Raw genomic sequence first — 20,110 nt, forward strand, 5'->3', positions numbered from 1 at the left:
GCAGGCGGCGATCAGCTCAAGCGTTGTCGAGCACGAACGCCCGCATGAGCTTGGCGCACTCGGCCGCGTGCGTCTCCAACAAGAAGTGCCCGCTGTCGTAGATGTGCGCGTCCATGCGCTCAAGGGCGCGGTGGTAGGCGAGGACCTCGTCGACGTCGAAGTACGGGTCGCGCCGTCCCCACAGCACGAGTGCCGGCGGCTGGTGAGCCCGGTGGTACTCGGCGATCTCATCGAAGCGGGCGACGTGGCTACCGTAGTCGCTGAAGAGTGCGAACTGCGCGTCGATGTTGCCGGGTCGGCTCATGCGCTCCCAGTCGAGGTGCCACGACTCGGGAGGGTGCAGCGTGCGCAGGTACTCGGGCAGCCCGGCGAGGTACTGGTCGCGGGTGCCAGCAAAGTTCAACCAGTCCGGCAGCTCGGCGCGCTTGTCGTCGGTCGGGTCGGCCCAGTACGCCTTGGCGCTGTCCCACTGCTCGCCGAGGCCGTCCTCGTGCGCGTTGCCGCTCTGGACGATCAGGCCGCGGATGCGATTCGGGGCGCGGGTGGCCAGGTGGTATCCCACCGGTGCGCCGAAGTCGTGCAGGTAGACGAAGAAGCGCTCGACCCCAAGCTGGTCGAGTAGGCTCTCGATCGCCCGTGAGAGGTTCTCGAAGGTGTAGTCGTACTTGTCGACGGTTGGCGACGAGGACATGCCGAAGCCGGGAAGATCAGGCGCGACCACGTACGCGACCTCGGCCAGTGTTGGCATGACCTCCCGGAAGGTGTGCGACGAGCTCGGGAACCCGTGCAGCAGCAGTACGGTCGGTCGGCCGGAGTGCCCGGCCTCGCGGAAAAACACCTCCAGACCGTTGACGTCGGCCTGTCGATGGCGGACCTTCTGGATCGCCTGCATTGCGTCCTCCTCCTACGTCGGTTAGCGAGGGTCATCCGCCCGTGATCGCTCCGAGGTTGATGAGCGTGGCGCCGGCGGCCCGACCATCGCCGCGATCCTCGCGATGGCGGTGACGTTCAGGTGCGCATCGAACAACAGCGCGGCACCGACACCGGTGCCGGCGGTGCCTGGCCAGCCCCACACCCCGCAGTTGATGCCCAACGGCCGTCGAGGAACCTCACCAGAGCGCCGAGCTGTCCATGGTCGAGCGGCACAAGCGCCGACCGCACCGCATGTTCGGCGTTCCTGTAGCCGTCGCGTAGCTGCTGGGACGAGTTTGTCGGGCAAGGATCCCATCGCCGACATGGTCGCACGGGGCGCGACCTCACGCCGCCGTGACCGGCTGGGCCAGCCAGTACGCCTGAGCCCTGGTCGACCAGATCACTCACCGGCCCATCGTGCCGGATTCCACCGGGCTCCCCGCGCAACCACCCTCAAGCTGACCTGGGCCTGGCAGGGATTCGGTGCGCGCTTGCCGACGCTACGCACTGTCACCCCGAACGGATCAAGCCAAGGCCCGGTCCTGTCGAAGAGGGGATGCTGAAATCACCGACTGCACCGAGGGGACCGGGCGGCTATCCGAAGCGGTCGGCCAGCTTCGTCAGCTTGGTGACGTACGCCGGCCAGTCATAGTCGTGAGGGATGTTGGTGTTCTCCCGCCGCAGGCCGATCGCCGTGTCGTGCTGCTCGCGCATGATGTCGGCGTGACCGGCGTGACGAGCGAGGTCGCAGGTCACGTGGACGATGATCCTTTGCAGCGTCACGGCCTGTCTACCTGGCCGCCACCACGGCACCCGCCCCGGCGCGTCGAGCGGTAGCTGTTCGATCGTCTGGTCCGCGAACACCCCGACACGGCGATACAGGTCGATCAGCCCATCCTTCGTCTCGTCCTCCCGCGCGTACCAGTCTGCCTGCGGGTCCTCCTCGAACGCCTCCATGGCGACCAGTTCCTCAGGCGCCGGGAATTCGCGCCCGAAGGTAGGCCCGAAGTAGCCGGCTTCGACATTGAGGCAGTGCTTGAGGACTCCCAGCAGGTTGTTGCCGGTCGCGGTGCGGGGCAGTCTGACCTCACGTTCGCTCAGCCCGTCGAGCTTCCAGATCAGGTCTTCGCGAGCCGCCTGGAGGTAGTGGTGCAGCGCAGCCTTCGCATCGTCCAAGTCAGCCATGCCCGCCAGTCTTCCTTATGCGCCGAGCCTTCGTGCGAGGTGCCGTCTGCAAGATCAGCGCCCGGCTGGAGCAATCGCGGTCAGGAGCTGCATGGCGTGGCGTTCCCTGTCTGCGAGTTCGGTGAGGATGGCCGAGGCGCGGCTCAGGTGGTCTGGGTCGGTGGCTTCTCCGGCGGCCGTGATGTGGTGGGCGACCTCGGCCCATAGCGGGGCGATCTCGGCGTACAGCTGGTGACCGCGGCGGAGGTTGTCGTCGTCGACGATCGTGGCGCATTCGGCGAGGAAGTCGCGGTACATGTTGCGAAACAGGGCGCCGCCGGTCCCTCCGCGTTCCATCAGCGCCGCGGCCAGCGGGAGGTCGCGGTACGGGTCGCTTGAGCGGTCGAGCCACCGCGCCACCCGTCGGGCTGCCTTGGCGATGCCGCGGTGACCGAGGTTGGCGATGGGTGGGTTGAGAAAGGCGTGTGCGTTGTTGCGGATGGCCGCCCGGATGGCGTCGCCCAGATCGGGCTGGCCCGTGGGTTTGGCGATGGTGTAGGAGAGGTTGCGGGCGGTCATCGGTCCGCGTTCGTCGCGGGCCCGTTGCAGGCTCGTCAGCGTGGTCGTCACGGTGCCGCCCTGCTGGGCGGTGTCGATGAGGTAGGCGTGGGTGTCGTCGTAGCCGTACATCGCGGCGAAGTGGCCCCCGAAGTGGACTTTCGTGGTGAAGTAGTCCAGGTGGTAGCAGTCCAGTTGCAGGCCGACCGGGCGTCCGGCGGTGAGGGCGGTGGCGACGTTCTGCCAGGCCTTTCGAGGCGAGGCGGTCTCCTGGATGTGCAGCGTCAGGCCCAGCCGGTCGGCCACGGTCCGGGTGATCGCGGTCGGCTTGGTGCGGCCGCCGAGGAATGGAAAGTCCATGTTCTTGGCGTCCCAGTAGACGAAGCCCAGACCCTCGCCGAGGCCGAACAGCATGGGCTCGGACAGGTTGAGGCCCTCGTGGCGCAGCAGGGCGCCGAGCGTGGTGGTCTCGCAGTGCTGACCGGCGGGGAACGCCACATTATCGATGATCATTCGGTGTCCTGATCTGCTGGTCGGGCGGCCCGGACGGGGGTCGGACCGGCCAGGCGACCTCCGTGCGGAGCGCGGCCGTGGGTACGCCGGGCGCGGACGGGACGAGGTAGCGCTCCTCTGCCGGGCCCGCCAGCACCCGGTCCTGCTCGGCGATCCAGCGCCCCAGGGACCGGAGAGGGTCAACCCCGGCTCGGCCCTGCGGCGCCGCACATGGAGGAAATCATCGTGGAACAGGTGCGGCCCTCCGCAGGTCCCACACGCCTGCGGACGCCGGCTCGCTGACCTCGTCGACTGATTGACCTCAACGGTGGATATCGAACGAACCCACCCTCTCGACCAGCCAGGTCACATCGGCGCCGCTCGGAACCTCGACCGGCTCGGATCCTCGGCAGAAGACTCGTGCGCCCGCGGCCACGCCATCGAGCCGCATGGCACCGTCGCTCGCCCGCAGCCAGGTGCCCTCGCGCATGGCGAGCACCGGGACGTCGTTCTCCTCGAGGAACTGGGTGAGCCGCTCCTCCCGGGTCTCGCCCTGGTGCATCGAGGCCGGATCCGGGTCGAGGTAGTGGGGGTTGATCTGGAAGGGCACGAGGCCGAAGGTCTGGAACGACGGCGGCTGGACGATGGGCATGTCGTTCGTCGTGCGCAGGCTCGGTGTCGCGGCGTTGGTGCCGGCACTCGACCCGACGTAGGGCATTCCCTCGGCGACCCGGGCGCGTACGACGTCGATCAGGCCGAGCTCGTGGATCGCCTTGACGAGGCGGAAGGTGTTGCCGCCGCCGACGAAGACGGCCTCGGCACCGGCGACCAGGTCGCGCGGCGTGCCCTCGTGTGCTCCGCGGACGGTGATGCCGAGCGGCTCCAGGGCACCACGGACCGTCTTGGTGTAGGCGTCGTGGTCCGCCAGCGCGAACGGGACGAACACGATGGAGCGCAGGCCGTCGAGTGTCTCGAGGATCGCCTCGCGCGCGTGCTCGAGGTAGGTCCGCCCGGGGGCCGTCGAGTTGGACAGGAGCAGGAGGTTCGGGTGGCCCTGGGGCATGGGTGTCTCCTTGCGGTGGTCGGTCTGGCTCAATGGCGCGGCGCTCAGTGGGCTCGGGTCGGCTTGGTCTGCCGGGCTACGGCGGCCGAGTTCGCCCGGTTGTCGAGTAGGGCGGACAGTTGCTCCGCCGCGGCCTGCAGTGCAGGCAGGTGGTCCCGGATGTCGTCGGAACGCGCTGGATACTTGCTCTCGCCGAGACTGAGCGAGCCGACGGGCCGCCCCCTGAGCATGATGGGAACGGCGAGCGCCCGGGTGGCGTAGTCGTATTCGCCCTCGGAGTAGGCGTACCCCTGCGCGACGGCCTCGACGAAGAGCCGTTCGAGCTCGTGCTCGTCGACCCTGGTGAGCTCGGTGAATGTCGCGAAGACCCGCCCCGAGATCAGGGCGCGCCGCTCGTTTCCGTCAAGGAAGGCGAAGTAGCCGCGGGAGGTGGCTCCCGCGTTGGCCGGGTACAGCTCGCCGACGAGCGGATGACTGCGCAGCGGTCCGCCGCCGTCGACGGCCGCGACACACCGGACGTGGAGCCCGTCCGGGACGGCGAAGAGGGCCGTGCGATCGGTCTGGAAGGCGAGCGGCTCCAGCACCCGGTGCGCCAGAGCGGCCAGGCCTCCCGTGCGTTCCCAGACGGCGGCCATGCGCCACATCGTTGGGCCGAGGCTGTAGCGCCGGGACACCGGATCGGCGCTGAGGAAGCCGCGGGCGGCGAGCGCGGCGAGGATGCGCTGCGCGGTCGACTTGTCGATGGCGAAGGCCTCGGCAAGCTCCATGACGCCCCAGTCGCGGCGCCGCTCGGTGAACGACAGCAGGACCTCCAGGGCGCGGTCCACGGTCTGGAGCGGCGAGCGGGGGCGAGCGCCCGTGTCTGACATGGGTCCTCCGGGATGGGCGGGACGGGTGAGAACCTACCGCACCCCGATCCGATCAGGGACGCCCTCTCAAATACAGAGAAAGTATTGCTCAGGGATTACGAGCGAGCGAATCCTGGGCGCCGAGACCAGGTCAGACCCAACGAAGCGCAGATTGGAGGTGGCCGTGAACCACGTGGTGCGACGAGTCCTCGCGATGATCCCGGCACTCTTCGGCGTCGTGCTCTGCATCTTCCTGCTCACCCGCGTCCTGCCCGGCGACCCCGCCCGGACTCTCGCCGGGGAGCAGGCTGACCCGGCGACCGTCGACAAGATCCGTGCCGAGATGGGCCTCGACCAGCCGCTGGTCGCTCAGTTCATCTCCTACGTGCGCGGCCTCTTCGCCGGAGACTTCGGATTCGCGTGGCACACCGGCCAGCCCGTCCTCGCGGACTTCGTCTCCCGGCTGCCGGCGACGGTCGAACTCGCCATCGTGGCGATCCTCATCTCGCTGCTGCTGGGGGTCCCCATCGGTGTCATCAGCGCGACGCGTCGCGACCGGCCGGTCGACCACGCCAGCCGCATCTTCTCGCTGATCGGGGCGTCGATGCCGCTCTTCTGGCTCGCCCTCATCGTGATCTTCGTTTTCTACAACAAGCTCGGGTGGGAGCCGGCCCCGCTGGGCCGCATCGCCCAGGACGTGAACCCACCGACGTCGATCACGGGCCTCTACGTCCTCGACTCGCTCCTGACCGGTGACCTGGTCGCGCTGAAGTCGTCGCTGGCCCACATAATCTGGCCGGCCCTGTGCCTCGCCACCGGGAGCACGGCGATCATCGCCCGGATGACCCGGTCCGAGATGCTCGAGGTGATCAACCAGGACTACGTGCGCACCGCTCGCTCCAAAGGCCTGCCGCCGGCCAAGGTCATCCTCAAGCACGCGCTGAAGAACGCCGCCCCTGTCGTCGTGACCGTCGTCGGGCTCCAGTTCGGCCAACTCCTCGGCGGCGCGGTCATCACCGAGACCGTCTTCAGCTGGCCGGGCGTCGGCTTCTATGTCGTCCAGTCCGTGCTCGCCACCGACTATGCGCCGGTCCAGGCCTTCACGCTGCTCGCCGCGGCCATCTACCTGACGGTCAACCTCTGCGTCGATCTGCTCAACGCCCGACTGGACCCGAGGATCGAGAATGCCTGACACCACCGTGTCCGCCCCTGCGAGTGGCGTCCGGGCCGCGTCGTGCGACCGGGCCGGGTCGCGGCCCACGACGGCCTGGCGCCTGCTGGTCCGCAACCGCCTGGCGATGGTCGGTCTCGTCTTCATCGCGATCTGGACCATCGGCGCTCTCGTGGCCGGCCTGCTGCCGTACTCGCCCACCGCGACCGGAGCGGGAGGGCTCCTCGAGCCGCCCTCCGCCGCACACCTGTTCGGTACGGACAACTTCGGCCGCGACATCCTCGCCCGGGTGCTCGCCGGTGGGCGGATCTCTCTCTGGACCGGGCTCATCGCCGTCGGGATCTCGCTGCTCATCGGTGTCCCGATCGGCGCCATCTCCGGCTTTCTCGGCGGCGTGGTGGGTGCCGTGCTCATGCGGGTGATGGATGTGCTGCTCGCCTTCCCGTCGCTCGTGCTGGCCATGGCGATCGCCGCCGCCCTCGGCCCGGGCCTGGCCAGCGCGATGATCGCCGTGGGCGTCGTCGGCATCCCCGAGTTCGCCCGCATCGTCTACAGCCAGACCCGCTCGCTCCGGGAGCGTGACTTCGTCGAGGCGGGGCGCGCCATCGGCTTGCGTGACCGGACGATCCTCACCCGTCACATCGTCCCGAACACCGTTGCCCCGATCCTCGTCCGGGCGACTCTCGGCATGGGCTACGCGATCCTCACGGCCGCCTCGCTCAGCTTCATCGGCCTCGGCGCGCAGCCGCCGACGGCGGAGTGGGGCGTCATGATCTCGGACGGCCGTGGCTACATCATCAGCGGCGAGTGGTGGATGACGGTCTTCCCCGGCATCGCCATCGCCACCTCGATTCTCGGCTTCAACCTCGTCGGCGACGGCCTACGCGACGTCCTCGACCCGCGCCTGCGGACGAGCCGATGACCCGGTTCGCATCTGCGACGGGCGCCAGCCCATCCACTCCCTTCCATCGCATCTTCCCCCACCCGTACATGAAGGAGAACAGCGTGAAGCGCAGCGCCACCCTGGCCGCCGCGGTCGCCGTCATGTTCGCCGCAGCCGGCTGTGGAGCCAACGCCAACCAGGGCAGCTCCTCGCGTGCCGGTGCGGCCGCCAAGGACACCCTCGTCGCCGCCTACTCCGAGGGCGGCAAGACCCTCAACCCCGCCGAGGCCAACGACGTCACCTCCGACACGTTCGTCGTGGCGGCCTACGACCAGCTCGTCACGTACGACCGTACGACGACGAACGGCAAGCCGACCGCCAAGACGGACAAGATCGTGCCGATGCTCGCCGAGTCGTGGAAGGCGAGCGACGACTCGAAGAGCTACACCTTCACCCTGCGGCAGGGCGTGAAGTTCGAGGACGGCTCGGCCCTCGACTCCGACGACGTCGTCAAGACGTTCGACTTCATCAAGAAGTCCAAGTCGGCGAGCTTCCTCTACGGCATGGCCGGCATCGGCACGGTGACGGCGATCGACCCGCGCACCGTGAAGATCGATCTCACCGCACCGAACCACCTCTTCCTCCAGATCCTGCCGATGTACTCGTTCTCGATCATCAACATCGACAAGGTCAACGCAGAGGGTGGCGCCGCCTGGCTCGACACCCACACCGCAGGCTCCGGCCCTTACCGGGTGACGAAGTGGGACCCGGCGACCGAGGCCGTGCTCGAGCGCAACGACACCTACTGGGGCGAGAAGCCGGCCCTGCGCAAGGTCAACACGAAGTTCATCGGCGAGGCGAGCAACCGCGTCCAGCTCCTCACCAAGGGCGAGGTCGACCTCGCGCTCGAGGTGCCGGCGAAGGACGTCGACACCCTGTCGAAGCAGTCCGGCGTCGCCATCGACTCCCGCGCCAGCAACAAGATCCTCTTCTTCGGAATGAACAACGCCATCAAGCCGTTCGACAACCCGAAGGTCCGCCAGGCCGTGTCGTACGCGATCCCGTACGACAAGCTCATCAGCGACGTCATGAAGGGCCAGGCGTCGCCGATGCGCTCGTCCGTGGCCAGCTCGACCCCGGGCTTCTCCGACGCCGGCTACGCCTACTCGCACGACCTCGACAAGGCCAAGGCGCTCCTCGCGGAGGCCGGCTTCGCCAACGGCTTCAGCTTCGACTTCACCCTCGGCAGCGGCTTCGACGACTGGTCGGACGACGCCGTGCTCATCCAGGCCGAACTGGCGAAGATCGGCGTGACGATGAACATCCACAAGATGGCGCGCCCACAGTTCCTCGAGGCGCTCGCGACGAAGAAGGTGCAGAGCTACATCAGCCGCTGGACCTCGTTCGTCAACGACCCGGGCTACCACCTCGGCCTCCTGTTGACCAGCGACGGCACGAGCAACTACGTCAACTTCAACAACCCTGAGGTCGACAAGCTCTGGAAGCAGGCCTCGACCGAGCCGGACCAGAACGTCCGCAACGACCTGTACGGCAAGGCGCAGGAGATCATCAACACCCAGGCGCCGTGGGCGTACCTGTACGAGTACAACATCGTCGTCGCGGAGCGCGCGGGCGTGCAGGGGTACACGTCGTACCCCGACGGGATCATCCGCTTCTTCCAGTTGAGCAACAAGGGCTGACGCCGAGAAGGGGAGGCGCGCCGCTGGGCCCGCTGCCATCCCGCCGCGCGGCCAGCGGCCGCCTCCCCGCGCACCATCACGAATCCGACGCCCCGACAAAACGACACTTGGAGCCTGACGTGGCCACGCAATCCTCCGACTGGGAGACCCGGGTCCTCGACGAGATCGAGCGCACCCGGGACGAACTGCTGACGCTCGCCGGAGACCTCATCCGGATCCCGAGCGAGAACCCCCCGGGGGACTGCACGGACGTCGGCACCTTCATCGCCGACCATCTGCGCGCCGAGGGCCTCGACCCCGAGGTCCACGACGCGGGCGATGGTCGCCTCAGCATCGTCGTCCACCGTGCCGCGAGCAACGCCGCGGTGGGCGGCGACCCCACGACGGCGCGCCACCTCGTGCTCGCCGGCCACACCGACGTCGTTCCCGTCGGTGACCTCAGCCGCTGGACTTTCCCGCCCTTCGCGGGTGACGTCGTCGACGGTTACCTGCGCGGTCGCGGAGCGAGCGACATGAAGGCCGGCCTCGCCGGCGTCATCCACACGCTCGTCGTCCTCCACCGCCTCGGTGTCCCACTGGCCGGGAGGCTGTCGCTCGCCGCGGTCCCCGACGAGGAGCAGGGCGGCTCCCGCGGGGCGGACTGGCTCCTCGACCAGGGGGTCCTCGACGGCGCGACCGGCGCGATCATCGCCGAGCCCGCCGAGCGGACGCACCCGACGATCGGCCAGAAGGGCAGCAACTGGTTCCGCATGACGATCGACGGCAAGCCGGGGCACGGCAGCCTCCAGCCGCTGCACGGCGTCAGCGCGAACCTCCTCGCGGCCCGGGCCGTCGTCGCCCTGCAGCAGCTCTGGGACATGAAGCCGTCCGCGCCCGAGGACGTGCTCGACCTCATCGAGAGCTCGAAGACGTTCGCCGAGGAGCGCGAGGGCTACGCCCCCGGCATCGGCGCCGTCTTCGAGCACGTCACCGTCAACATCGGCACGATTCGCGGCGGCACGTCCTCCAACGTGGTCGCGGACCGGTGCGTCGTCGAGGTCGACACCCGCGTGCCGATCGGGTTGTCGCGCGCCGAGGTCCTCGCCCGGGTCGACGAGCTGCTCGCCGAGGCGGGCGTCGACGCGACGATCGAGCCGATCGGCTTCTGCAGCGAGCCGAACTGGACGCTGCCGAGCGATCCCATCGTCACCGAGCTCGTCGCGGCCCTGCGCGAATTGACGGGCGACCCCACCACAGAGGGCGTGCTCCAGTGGGCGTCCTCCGACGCCCGCACCTTCCGCAGCCACGGCATTCCCGTGCTCCAGTACGGGCCGGCCGAGCTGGCCACCATCCACGGCTTCGACGAGAAGGCACCCGTCGCCGACGTCGTGCTCGCCGCGAAGACCTACGCCCTGACCACCCTCCGGTACCTCGGCGTCGCCGAGACCGCTGTCGAAAGCGAATGATCGTGCTGTCCCACGTCCTTACGGCCCTCGACCTCCTCGACCGCCCCGACGCATCCGGTGACCTCGTCGCCGAGCACCTGCGTACCCTCGGCGACAATGCCTGCTCGATCACCGTCGAGACGGTGGCGGGTGAGCTGGGTTCGACCGACTTCATCTGCGTCACCGTCCCGGGCAGCCGCGGCAAGACCGCCGGCGGCGACGCCCCGACGCTCGGTGTCGTCGGGCGCCTTGGCGGCATCGGCGCCCGACCGGAGCTGATCGGCTACGTGTCCGACGGCGACGGGGCGACCGCGGCCATCGCGGCGGCCGCCAAGCTCCTCGCGATGCACGCCCGCGGCGATGTCCTGCCCGGCGACGTCGTCATCTCGACGCACATCTGCCCCGACGCGCCGACCCGTCCACACGATCCCGTGCCCTTCATGGACTCGCCCGTCGACATCACCGCGATGAACGAGCACGAGGTCACCCCGGAGATGGACGCCGTCCTCTCCATCGACACCACAAAGGGCAACCGCCTCATCAACCACCGTGGCATCGCCATCTCCCCGACGGTCCGCGCCGGCTACATCCTCCCCGCGAGCGCCGACCTCATCGGCGTCCTCGAGACCGTGTCGGGTGAGCCCGCCGTCGTCTTCCCGCTGTCGACGCAGGACATCACGCCGTACGGCAACGGCCTCTACCACCTCAACTCGATCCTTCAGCCGGCCGTCGCGACGGCCGCGCCCGTCGTCGGTGTCGCCATCACGACGGTGACGCCCGTGGCCGGCTGCGCGACCGGCGCGAGTCACGAGGTCGACATCGCCCTGGCCGCCCGCTTCGCCGTCGAGGTCGCCAAGGGCTTCACCGCGGGTGCGGTGTCCTTCCACGACGAGGCCCAGGCTGCGCTCCTCGAGAGCCTCTACGGGCCGGCCACCCACCTGCAGACGACTGGGCAGGTCCCCGCGCACGCCTGAGCGGGCGCGAGACCGAGCCCATCGGCATACGGAACCAAGGAGCACGGACATGGCTGACACTCTGCTGTCGATCGAGAACCTCTCAATCCGCATCGACACGTCCCGCGGCCCGATCCACCCGGTCCGGGGCCTCGACCTGACCATCGCACGCGGCGAGATGGTCGGGCTGGTCGGCGAATCGGGCTCGGGCAAGAGCGTCACCGCCATGTCCATCACAGGATTGCTGCCGGCGCGGCAGGCGCACATCACCGGTGGGCACATCCGCTTCGACGGACGTGACCTCGCCGCACTGTCGGACCGGCAGATGCGCGAGATCCGCGGCAAGGACATCGCGACGATCTTCCAGGAGCCGATGACCGCGCTCAACCCGGTCTTCACAATCCGCGACCAGCTCACCGAGCCGTTGCGTCAGCACCTGCGCCTAGGCCGACGGCAGGCGGCCGACCGAGCGGGCCAACTGCTCGACATGGTGGGGATCCGCAACACCGCTCGCGTCCTCGCGGGATACCCGCACGAGCTGTCCGGCGGGATGCGCCAGCGCGTCATGATTGCCATGGCCATGGCATGCGAGCCCAAGCTGCTCATCGCCGACGAGCCGACGACGGCGCTCGACGTGACGACCCAGCTGCAGATCCTCGACCTCATCATGGACCTGCAGGAGCAGCACGGGACGGCGGTCCTGCTCATCACGCACGACCTCGGTGTCGTCGCCCAGACCTGCCAGCGGGTCGCCGTGATGTACGGCGGTGAGCTGCAGGAGACGGCGCCGACGGACCAGCTCTTCGCCGCGCCCCAGGCCGACTACACGAAGCGGCTGCTCAGCTTCATCCCCTCCGCCAACGAGCACGTCATCGAGGCGGTCGAGGCGCTCGCCGAGGGAAGCACGGGGCGCGACGGCTCCGGGTCGGTTCGCGTCGAAGCACGCACGGACGCTCCCACCGAAGCACCGGACGACGATGCGCCGGTGCTGCTAGAGGTCACCGACCTGACGAAGGTCTTCACCGGGCGACGCCGCCGTCTGGGACGTCCGGCCGACACCATCACGGCGGTCGACGGCGTGTCCTTCCGGGTCCGCCGTGGCCGCACGCTCGCCATCGTGGGCGAGTCCGGTTCGGGCAAGTCGACAACCGGTCGGGCCCTGCTGCGCCTGCACGAGCCGACATCGGGGACCGTGACCTTCAACGGGGCCGACCTCCTCTCGGCCAGTGACGACGAGCTGCGCCGCCTCCGCTCCCAGATGCAAATCGTCTTCCAGGACACGTACGCCTCGCTCGACCCACGGTGGACCATCCACCGGGCACTCGCCGAACCGCTGCGGTTGCACACGGACCTCGACGACGCGGCGATCCGCGCCCGCATCGTCGAGGTCCTCGAGACGGTCGGCCTGGGGGAAGAACACATCGACCGCTTCCCGCACGAGTTCTCCGGGGGCCAGCGCCAGCGGATCGGCATCGCGCGGGCCCTCATCCTCAACCCGAGCCTCGTCGTCTGCGACGAGCCCGTATCGGCACTCGACGTGTCGGTGCAGGCCCAGGTGCTCGACCTCATGAAGCAACTGCAGCGAGACCTCGGACTCACCTACGTCTTCATCTCGCACGACCTGTCCGTCGTCGAAATGATGGCCGACGAGATCGTCGTCATGAGCCAGGGGCGCGTCGTCGAGCAGGGCACCGTCGAGCAGATCTTCACAGCACCTCAGCACCCCTACACCAAGGCGCTCCTCGCCGCGATCCCGATCGCCGACCCCAACGCGCGCGTCGACCGCGCCGTGCGACGCTGCATCGTCGAGCGTGGGGTAGCGGCCGCAGACCTGCCCGAGAAGGCGGTGGCGTGATGCACGTGCCGGTTGTGGGCCGGGCGAACCACGCGAGGCCGAGGCTCGGTCTCGTCACGATCGGCCAGGCGCCCCGCACCGACCTCATCCCCGATGTCGGGGCCGTCCTCTCCGGCGTCGACTGGGTCGAACACGGCGCGCTGGACCTCCTCGACGCGGACGGCATCGCCCGGCTCGCGCCGCGCGCCGGGGAGCGCACCCTCGTTTCCCGCCTACGGGACGCTTCGCGCGTCCGCCTCGGCGCGACGAGCATCGCCCCAGCACTCGACGACGCCATCCGACGGTGCGTAGCCGATCGGTGCGGGGTCGTCCTCGTGCTGTGCACCGGCCGGGTCGAGCACGGCCCGACGTCGGTGCCGGTGCTCCACGCGGAGGACCTCGCCCACGAGCTCATGGAGCAGCTCGTCGGCGAGGGCTCCCTGGGCGTGCTGTGCCCCGTGCCAGAGCAGTTGACGGACATCCGGGAACGGTGGGAGGGGCGCCTGGGCCGCTCGGTCATCGCGGCGGCCGTAGACCCCTACACGGCTGGACTCGACGAGGTAGCGGTCGCCGGACGACGGGTCACCGCCGGTGGCGCCGACGTGGTCTTCCTCGACTGCATCGGCTACACGGGCCAGCAGCGGGACGCGCTCGCCGCCAAGGGCATCCGAGCCGAGACCGCCCGCCACCTCGCGGTGACGGGCGCGGTGGAGCTCCTGACTTCCGCCTCGTACGCTGGCCATGAACGTTCACCGGGTTGATGAATCCTGATCGGGGAGTTCCGCATTGAGGCGGTCCGGCCAGTCATCCTCGGCAAGATCGCCCGCCAGGAGCACATCCCGCCAGTCCTGTGCCGGGCGGGCGCACTGCGACAGTGTCAGATCTCTCTGAGTCGCTGGCTACCGCCGCATCACCGGACCCGATGATGCGGCATTCTGCGCCCGCGTCAGCGGCCTGCTCGACCAGGGCTACCAGCTGTATGGGTCGCCGGCGCTGACCTTCAACGGTGAACGCGTCATCGCCGCTCAAGCGCTGGTGCTGCCGCACCGCGTCCGCCCTGATACGTCCGAGGGCAGCGCCAGATAGCGACGACCCGTCCCAGCAGCCGTCCCGGATTGCGGCAAAGCCCAGTGCATCGGGGCCTCCCTCGTATGGTGGTGGGGTGACTGACCGATCCCTGACCTTGATGGCCGTACACGCGCACCCCGACGACGAGGCGACGAGCACGGGCGGCATCCTCGCCCGGTACGCGGCGGAGGGAATCACGACAGTGCTCGTGACCTGCACGGATGGGGGGTGCGGCGACGGGCCCGGTGGGGTCAAGCCGGGCGACCCGGGGCACGACCCGCAGGCCGTGGTGGCGATGCGCCGCGCCGAGTTGACGGCCAGCTGCGAGGCGTTGAAGGTCACGCACCTGGAGACGCTCGGATATGCCGACTCCGGAATGATGGGTTGGGCGGCCAACGACGCGCCCGGCGCGTTCTGGAACACCCCGGTGGGGGAGGCCGCCGACCGGCTGGCCGAGTTGATCCGGCGCTACCGGCCCGACGTCGTCGTCACCTATGACGAGAACGGCTTCTACGGCCACCCGGACCACATCCAGGCCCACCGCATCACCATGGCCGCGGTCGAGCGTACGGACATCCCCGCAAAGGTGTACTGGACCACCGTGCCGCGCAGCGCGTTCCAGGACTTCGGCCGCATCATGAAGGAGATCGGCGTGGAGTTTCCGGAGCCGGACGGACCGTCGGGGGAGATGCCGGCGCTCGGCCTGCCGGACGACGAGATCACCACCTGGGTGGACACGAGCGCCTACGGCGGCCAGAAGTTCGAATCCTTGGCCGCACACGCCAGCCAAGCCGAGAACATCTTCTTCCTGCAACTCGGCCAGGAGCGGTTCACCGACCTCATGGGCCGGGAGACCTTCGTCCGGGTCCGCGACACCACCGGTGCGCCGACGCCGGAGGACGACCTGTTCGCCGGGCTACGCTGACCGGCACCGAGTGGTCGGCCGGGCCGGTCCTGGTGCCGGCAGTGCCATCACCCAAGGGTGGCGTCGGCCCGCTGCGCGAGCGGCAGCGGCGAGGACAAAGGCTGACTGCTCCGCGAGCGTCCCGGTCGCCTCTCTGAGCGAGTCGTTCACGCCCGCTGCCGGAGGTTGGGCCGTCGCTGCACGTGCTGGCCTGGCCACCGTAGCGGGTATCATGCATCAAGCTCAGGGGAGTTCGGGCAGCGGTCTAGAGGAAGTTTGGGAGCTATGTCGGCGGCGCAGAGGGCATCCGCTGGGGTCGCCGAAAACGACGTCTCGAAGAAGGACGTGATCGTCCAGAGGCTTCGTGAGGAGATCGTGTCCGGGGCTATCGCGCCGGGGGAGAAGCTCTCAGAGGCGCGCCTCGCCGAGCGGTTCGGGGTCAGCCGCATGCCGGTGCGTGAGGCATTCAAAGAGCTCGAAGGCGCCGGATTTGTCTCGATCGAGCGTCGCCGTGGCACTTTCGTCAAGAGCCTTAGTCGGCACGAGATCCTCGATCTCTTCGAGGTGCGCGAGGCGGTCGAGGGGATGACAGCCCGGCTGTGTGCGAACCGCGCCAGCAATGAGCTCATCGCGCGGATCGACGAGGTGATGGCATCGATGCAGGACTGCGTCGAGGCCGGCGACACCGACGGCTACAGTGCCATCGACGCGCGGTTGCACGAGCTCATCACCGAGGGTGCTGGCAATGAACGGTTGAGCGACCACTACCGCTTGCTGGTCCAGCATCTGAACCGCGGCCTGCTGTCCTCGATCGTGACGAGGCGAGAGGGGCGGATGCGGCGGTCGCTCGCGGAGCACCGCGACGTGGTGTACGCCATCCGCGCGCGGGATGCCGATGCGGCGGAGCAGGCCATGCGCGCCCACGTGCAGCAGGGCCGCCTCGAACTCCAGGACGAGGTCACGGCGAAGTTCGGCCGCTGACCGCTCCGGCGCTTTCGTAGACGACCTCGGCGGCCAGGAGAGGCCCGTCGCTGGACGTGAGCAGCGGCTTGACCCCGCCATCCTGTATGTGAGCCCAGCCCGGCACCGGCACGCAGCCCTTGATCGCGCGTCCGGGTGGGCGCGTGCGCGCAGTCTTGCCGTCCTCGGCCGGTGAGGCCCTAGCCGGCCCAGGTGGCCCTTGCTTCCGCCGCCCTTCCGGTGCCGACGTGAGTCGGCCTGGCCCGAGGCACGTCATCCGGAGTTCGGATCGGATCAACCTCTTGACAACTGGTATGGCAGATCAGCAGTATCTGGTGCACGTTACCGTGCTCCAGCGCTCTAGGCGCTCGCATCTGCCATACCAGTTCTCTTCACCGGTCCGTTTCACCCCTGTTACCTGCACAGGCAGCAGCCGACGAAAGGGCTCGCATGCGTACCAAGATCGCAATCGTGTCAGCCGTTACCGTCATACCCCTCGCCCTCTCGGCGTGTGGGTCCTCGGGCGACGTAGCGGCTGCCGACGGGACCAAGAACATCGGTTCCATCTCCCAGGCCCCTCGCAACGACGGCGGGTTCACCCAGTTCGGCCTGGCCGGCGTGAACGCGGCGGTCGAAGCTGACACGAACCTCAAGCTCTCCTCCATCGTTGACAACGCCGCCAACTCACAGGAGCAGATCCAGGGCTTGGAGTCGCTGGCCGCGAAGAACCAGATCGTGGTCGCCGACGGCGCCTCGTTCAACAAGGCCGTCGCAGTCGTGGCGCCGAAGTATCCAAAGGTGCACTTCATCCTGGTGGCCGCCGACCTCGACGCCTACGCCGAGAACGTGACCTCGGTCAGCGCGGCCGTCGGCTACAACGCCATCGTGGTCGGGGCCGTCGCTTCGGCCCATTCCCGGACCAAGAAGCTCGGGATGATCGCCGGCCTCCAGGTGCCCGCGTCCGGCGCGTGGTACTACGGCATGGCTCAAGGAGCCGCACTGGAGAACCCGAACACCAAGGTCGTGCAGACCTACACCGGCGACTACAACGATGTCGGCAAGGCCAAGCAGGCCGCCGAAGCAATGATCGCCAGTGGCGTCGACTCGATCCTCTCCGACCTCGACAGTGGCTCCGGGGGCGTCTACCAGGCCGCCGGTGGGTCCGCCAGCCCTGCCGACGTGTACGACGTTTTCGCCCTGCACTGCGAATCGAGTCCCCACATCATCGGATCCGGCGTAGTGAGCTGGTCCGACATCCTGAAGAACGCCGTCTCCGACGCTGCTGCTGGCAAGCTGCCGGCTGGCGCCATCAGCTACGGCCTAGGCACCGGCGCGCTGCGATTCGAGTTCTGTCCGGGCAAGGGGACGGCGGAGGAGAAGGGACTCGTCGAGAAGATCACCAAGGACATCACCGACGGCAAGATCGTCGCCGACAAGGGTGTTCTTCTCCCGAAGCCGACCTACCACTTCGAGCAGCGTTAGGCCGCCGTCGATGAAGACTCGTCCCGATTCCGGCCCCGCCCGCCGCGGCACGGGCACCGGAGCTTCCGCTCTCCGGCTCACCGGAGTGACCAAGAGGTTCGGCTCCTTCGTCGCCAACGACGCCGTTGACCTCGACATCGCCTGGGGTGAGATCCACGCCCTCCTCGGCGAGAACGGTGCGGGCAAGACCACGCTCATGCGGATCGTCACCGGCCTCTACACCCCGGATGAGGGTGGCATCGAGCTCGACGGAGAGCCGGTGCGTTTCCGCAAGCCCGAGCATGCCTTGCGGGCCGGAATCGGGATGGTCCACCAGCATTTCACGCTGGTACCGACACTGACCGAGCTGGAGAACCTCGCTATCGCACCAGCCGCCGTTCCATGGCGCAACGGTCTGACCGAGGCGCGCCGCCGGTCGCAGGAGGTGGCTACGGCAACCGGGCTGCGGATCACGCCCGACCGGCTGGTCGCCGACGCGTCGGTGGGGGAGCGACAGCGGCTGGAGATTGTCAAGTTGCTGTGCCGCGGTGCCCGGATCCTAATCTTCGACGAGCCGAGCGCCGCGCTGAGCCCGGGTGAGTGGGACGAACTCGCCAACCTGATGCGGCGGCTTGCCGCCGACGGTCATGCGGTCATCCTGATCTCGCACAAGCTGTCGGAGGTCTTCAGCGTCGCGGACCGGTACACGGTGCTGCGCCGAGGCGCAGTGAGCGGTTCAGGAACCATCGCGGAGGCAACCCCCGACCACCTGGTGACCCTGATGGTCGGCGATCGAATGGCCGACCGCCCGCCGCTTCCCGCCGGCACGCCGGGTCCCGCCGTCCTCACCATCCGCAGTCTCGACGTCGCGCGAGACGACAACCAGCCGGCCGGTCCGAAGGCGCTCCAGGGCATCGACCTCGAGGTGCGTCGAGGCGAGATCCTGGGGATCGCCGGGGTCGCCGGTAGCGGTCAGTCCGAGCTCGTCGAGGTGCTCATGGGCATCCGGCCGGCGCTGTCGGGCGCCATCGAGCTGGCGGGGCGGCCATTCACCCATCGGTCGCCGCGGAGGTTCTTCCGAGCCGGCGGTGCGGTGATTCCGGAGGACCGGCACCACGCGGCGATCGTCCCCGGGATGACCCTCTGGGAGAACATCACCCTACGGTCGCTGCGCTCCGCGCCGTTGAACAGGCAGGGATTGCTCGACGTCCGGGCGGCGTCCGCCGAGGCGCGCCGGCTGATGAACGAGTTCGACGTACGCGCCGACAGCGAGAACCTGCCGATCGGGCGGCTCTCCGGCGGAAACCAGCAGAAGGCCGTCCTCGCCCGGGAACTCTCGGGGAATCCGGCCCTGCTGATCGCCGCACAGCCCGTGCGCGGTCTCGACGTACGGGCGGCGGACTTCGTCTACCGGAGCCTCGTCGCGCACCGCGAACGCGGCGGTGCCGTGTTGCTGATCTCGATGGACCTCGACGAGGTCATCTCGATGTCCGACCGGATCGCGGTGCTCGCTCACGGACGCATCCAGGGCGTCGTCGAGGCCGCGAAGGCCACCCGCGCCAACCTCGGCGCCCTCATGACGTCGTCCGGAGAGGCCCTCTGATGCTGTCGAAAGACCTGATCATGCGGTTGCTCGTGCAGGTGGGAGTGGCCTTGGCGGCACTGGCCGTCGGCGCGCTCCTGCTGGTGGCGATCGGGGTGGCGCCGCCCGACGCACTCCACGCCTTCTGGAGCGGCACATTCGGGACGCCGACCAACGCCGGCACGACCCTCACCCAGGCCGTGCCGTTGCTCCTGGTCGCGCTCGGCTGGATCCTGACCACCCGGGCCGGACGCCTGCACGTCGGCTTTCCCGGTCAGATCCTCGCCGGGGGATCCCTGGCCACGGCCGTCGGGCTGCAGTGCGGTAGCCTGCCCGGCCCGGTCGCGGTGGTGCTCATCGCCATCGCCGGCATCGGTGGCGGCGCCCTCTGGGCAGGCCTGACCGCCTGGTTGTGGGCCTCGCGCGGGGTACTTGAGATCGTCTCGTCGCTCCTGCTCAACCTGGTCGCGATCCAGGTCGCGGACTGGTCGGTCCGAGGGCCGCTGCAGGGCTCCCTGGACGGTCAACCCCAGTCGGCGAACTTCCCGGCCGCCGCACTGTGGCCGAGCGTCGAATCGATTCCCGGCCGCACCCTCTCGTACGACGTGGTGCTCCTCCCGGTGTGCGCGATCGCCGTGGTGCTGTTGCTGTCCCGCACCGCGTTCGGCTTCCGCCTGCGGGTAGCCGGCGGCAACCAGGAGGCCGCTCGGTGGTCCGGCATCGATCCGGTCCGTGAAGGGGTCGCGGCCATCGTGATCTCCGGTGGGTTCGCCGGTCTCGCGGGCGCCGCGCTGCTCTTCGCCGGTTCCGCGCCCTGGATGAGCGACGGATTCGAAGCCGGCGTCGGCTTCAACGGCATCGCGGTCGCCCTGCTGGCACGCAACTCACCGGTCGGCGCGGTCGCCACCGCCGTCGTGTTCTCCGCGCTGAACGTCGGTGGGACCGCCATGCAGGCCCAGTTGGATGTGCCGTCCTCGCTGGCCTCGGTTCTCCAGGGCGCCGTCATCGTGCTGGTCCTGGTGGCGGCCGTCGTCCTGCACGGCCGCACGAGGACGCCGTCTGCAGCCAAGTCCGCCGCCCGTCGACGCTCCGGCGTCGTCGTCCACAGCGGTGCCCGGACCGAGGAGGCCTGA

The 20,110-nt window shown here is 69.0% G+C and carries 18 protein-coding genes; 13 read left to right on the forward strand and 5 right to left on the reverse strand.

Features of this window, described 5'->3' with window-relative positions; genetic code table 11:
• Window positions 1–16: 16 nt before the first annotated feature.
• The 5 genes from A6A27_RS32740 to A6A27_RS32765 form a co-directional block, all read right to left on the reverse strand.
• A complete protein-coding gene (locus tag A6A27_RS32740) occupies window positions 17–892 on the reverse strand; it encodes an alpha/beta fold hydrolase (protein ID WP_073838479.1) in 876 nt (291 codons plus the stop codon).
• Window positions 893–1,506: 614 nt separating this feature from the next.
• Entirely contained in the window at window positions 1,507–2,097 is a 591-nt protein-coding gene (locus tag A6A27_RS32745; protein WP_073838481.1) for a DinB family protein, read from the reverse strand.
• 54 nt (window positions 2,098–2,151) lie between these two features.
• Window positions 2,152–3,147 (reverse strand): BtrH N-terminal domain-containing protein, encoded by a 996-nt coding sequence (locus tag A6A27_RS32750; protein WP_073838483.1) that lies wholly within the window; start codon window positions 3,145–3,147, stop codon window positions 2,152–2,154.
• A gap of 301 nt (window positions 3,148–3,448) precedes the next feature.
• Window positions 3,449–4,189: a dipeptidase PepE gene (pepE, locus tag A6A27_RS32760; RefSeq protein WP_073838484.1), complete on the reverse strand. Its 741-nt coding sequence runs from the start codon at window positions 4,187–4,189 to the stop codon at window positions 3,449–3,451.
• A gap of 44 nt (window positions 4,190–4,233) precedes the next feature.
• Window positions 4,234–5,058 carry an IclR family transcriptional regulator gene (locus A6A27_RS32765; RefSeq protein WP_073838485.1) on the reverse strand — a complete coding sequence of 275 codons (825 nt, stop codon included), beginning with the start codon at window positions 5,056–5,058 and terminating at the stop codon, window positions 4,234–4,236.
• 163 nt (window positions 5,059–5,221) lie between these two features.
• On the opposite strand from A6A27_RS32765, the gene A6A27_RS32770 reads away from it, so the two are divergent.
• The 13 genes from A6A27_RS32770 to A6A27_RS32830 all read left to right on the forward strand — a co-directional run bounded on the left by A6A27_RS32770 (window position 5,222) and on the right by A6A27_RS32830 (window position 20,110).
• The gene (locus tag A6A27_RS32770) at window positions 5,222–6,229 is read left to right on the forward strand and encodes an ABC transporter permease (RefSeq protein WP_198940543.1); all 1,008 of its coding nucleotides are present in this window, start codon (window positions 5,222–5,224) and stop codon (window positions 6,227–6,229) included.
• The gene (locus A6A27_RS32775; RefSeq protein ID WP_073838486.1) at window positions 6,222–7,130 is read left to right on the forward strand and encodes an ABC transporter permease; all 909 of its coding nucleotides are present in this window, start codon (window positions 6,222–6,224) and stop codon (window positions 7,128–7,130) included. Before A6A27_RS32770 ends, A6A27_RS32775 begins: the two co-directional genes overlap by 8 nt.
• Before the next feature lie 83 nt (window positions 7,131–7,213).
• A complete protein-coding gene (locus tag A6A27_RS32780; RefSeq protein ID WP_198940544.1) occupies window positions 7,214–8,791 on the forward strand; it encodes an ABC transporter substrate-binding protein in 1,578 nt (525 codons plus the stop codon).
• Between the two features lie 119 nt (window positions 8,792–8,910).
• A complete protein-coding gene (locus tag A6A27_RS32785; protein ID WP_073838487.1) occupies window positions 8,911–10,236 on the forward strand; it encodes a M20 family metallopeptidase in 1,326 nt (441 codons plus the stop codon).
• Complete coding sequence (locus A6A27_RS32790) at window positions 10,233–11,189, forward strand: DUF1177 domain-containing protein (RefSeq protein ID WP_073838488.1); 957 nt, start codon at window positions 10,233–10,235, stop codon at window positions 11,187–11,189. The genes A6A27_RS32785 and A6A27_RS32790 overlap by 4 nt, the downstream gene beginning before the upstream one ends.
• A gap of 49 nt (window positions 11,190–11,238) precedes the next feature.
• A complete protein-coding gene (locus A6A27_RS32795) occupies window positions 11,239–13,023 on the forward strand; it encodes an ABC transporter ATP-binding protein (RefSeq protein ID WP_073838489.1) in 1,785 nt (594 codons plus the stop codon).
• Window positions 13,023–13,763 (forward strand): AroM family protein, encoded by a 741-nt coding sequence (locus A6A27_RS32800; RefSeq protein WP_073838557.1) that lies wholly within the window; start codon window positions 13,023–13,025, stop codon window positions 13,761–13,763. Before A6A27_RS32795 ends, A6A27_RS32800 begins: the two co-directional genes overlap by 1 nt.
• 148 nt (window positions 13,764–13,911) lie before the next feature.
• Window positions 13,912–14,088, forward strand: coding sequence for a DUF1737 domain-containing protein (locus tag A6A27_RS32805; RefSeq protein WP_073838558.1), 177 nt, complete (start codon window positions 13,912–13,914; stop codon window positions 14,086–14,088).
• A gap of 76 nt (window positions 14,089–14,164) precedes the next feature.
• Window positions 14,165–14,995, forward strand: a complete 831-nt coding sequence (locus tag A6A27_RS32810) for a PIG-L family deacetylase (RefSeq protein ID WP_073838490.1) — start codon at window positions 14,165–14,167, stop codon at window positions 14,993–14,995.
• 264 nt (window positions 14,996–15,259) lie between these two features.
• Entirely contained in the window at window positions 15,260–15,955 is a 696-nt protein-coding gene (locus A6A27_RS32815; protein WP_083673049.1) for a GntR family transcriptional regulator, read from the forward strand.
• A gap of 450 nt (window positions 15,956–16,405) precedes the next feature.
• Window positions 16,406–17,416, forward strand: a complete 1,011-nt coding sequence (locus tag A6A27_RS32820; RefSeq protein ID WP_158074100.1) for a BMP family lipoprotein — start codon at window positions 16,406–16,408, stop codon at window positions 17,414–17,416.
• An 85-nt stretch (window positions 17,417–17,501) separates the two neighbouring features.
• The gene (locus tag A6A27_RS32825) at window positions 17,502–18,998 is read left to right on the forward strand and encodes an ABC transporter ATP-binding protein (protein ID WP_158074101.1); all 1,497 of its coding nucleotides are present in this window, start codon (window positions 17,502–17,504) and stop codon (window positions 18,996–18,998) included.
• Complete coding sequence (locus A6A27_RS32830; protein ID WP_073838493.1) at window positions 18,998–20,110, forward strand: ABC transporter permease; 1,113 nt, start codon at window positions 18,998–19,000, stop codon at window positions 20,108–20,110. The genes A6A27_RS32825 and A6A27_RS32830 overlap by 1 nt, the downstream gene beginning before the upstream one ends.

Origin of the sequence: Micromonospora sp. CB01531, assembly GCF_001905095.1 — a bacterium.
Taxonomy (GTDB): Bacteria; Actinomycetota; Actinomycetes; order Mycobacteriales; family Micromonosporaceae; genus Micromonospora.

Coding starts and splice junctions, on each gene's coding strand:
- A6A27_RS32795 (WP_073838489.1), top strand. CDS start 11,239: ATGGCTGACACTCTGCTGTCGATCGAGAACCTCTCAATCCGCATCGAC.
- A6A27_RS32790 (WP_073838488.1), top strand. CDS start 10,233: ATGATCGTGCTGTCCCACGTCCTTACGGCCCTCGACCTCCTCGACCGC.
- A6A27_RS32745 (WP_073838481.1), bottom strand. CDS start 2,097: ATGGCTGACTTGGACGATGCGAAGGCTGCGCTGCACCACTACCTCCAG.
- A6A27_RS32800 (WP_073838557.1), top strand. CDS start 13,023: ATGCACGTGCCGGTTGTGGGCCGGGCGAACCACGCGAGGCCGAGGCTC.
- A6A27_RS32830 (WP_073838493.1), top strand. CDS start 18,998: ATGCTGTCGAAAGACCTGATCATGCGGTTGCTCGTGCAGGTGGGAGTG.
- A6A27_RS32740 (WP_073838479.1), bottom strand. CDS start 892: ATGCAGGCGATCCAGAAGGTCCGCCATCGACAGGCCGACGTCAACGGT.
- pepE (WP_073838484.1), bottom strand. CDS start 4,189: ATGCCCCAGGGCCACCCGAACCTCCTGCTCCTGTCCAACTCGACGGCC.
- A6A27_RS32765 (WP_073838485.1), bottom strand. CDS start 5,058: ATGTCAGACACGGGCGCTCGCCCCCGCTCGCCGCTCCAGACCGTGGAC.
- A6A27_RS32775 (WP_073838486.1), top strand. CDS start 6,222: ATGCCTGACACCACCGTGTCCGCCCCTGCGAGTGGCGTCCGGGCCGCG.
- A6A27_RS32750 (WP_073838483.1), bottom strand. CDS start 3,147: ATGATCATCGATAATGTGGCGTTCCCCGCCGGTCAGCACTGCGAGACC.
- A6A27_RS32815 (WP_083673049.1), top strand. CDS start 15,260: ATGTCGGCGGCGCAGAGGGCATCCGCTGGGGTCGCCGAAAACGACGTC.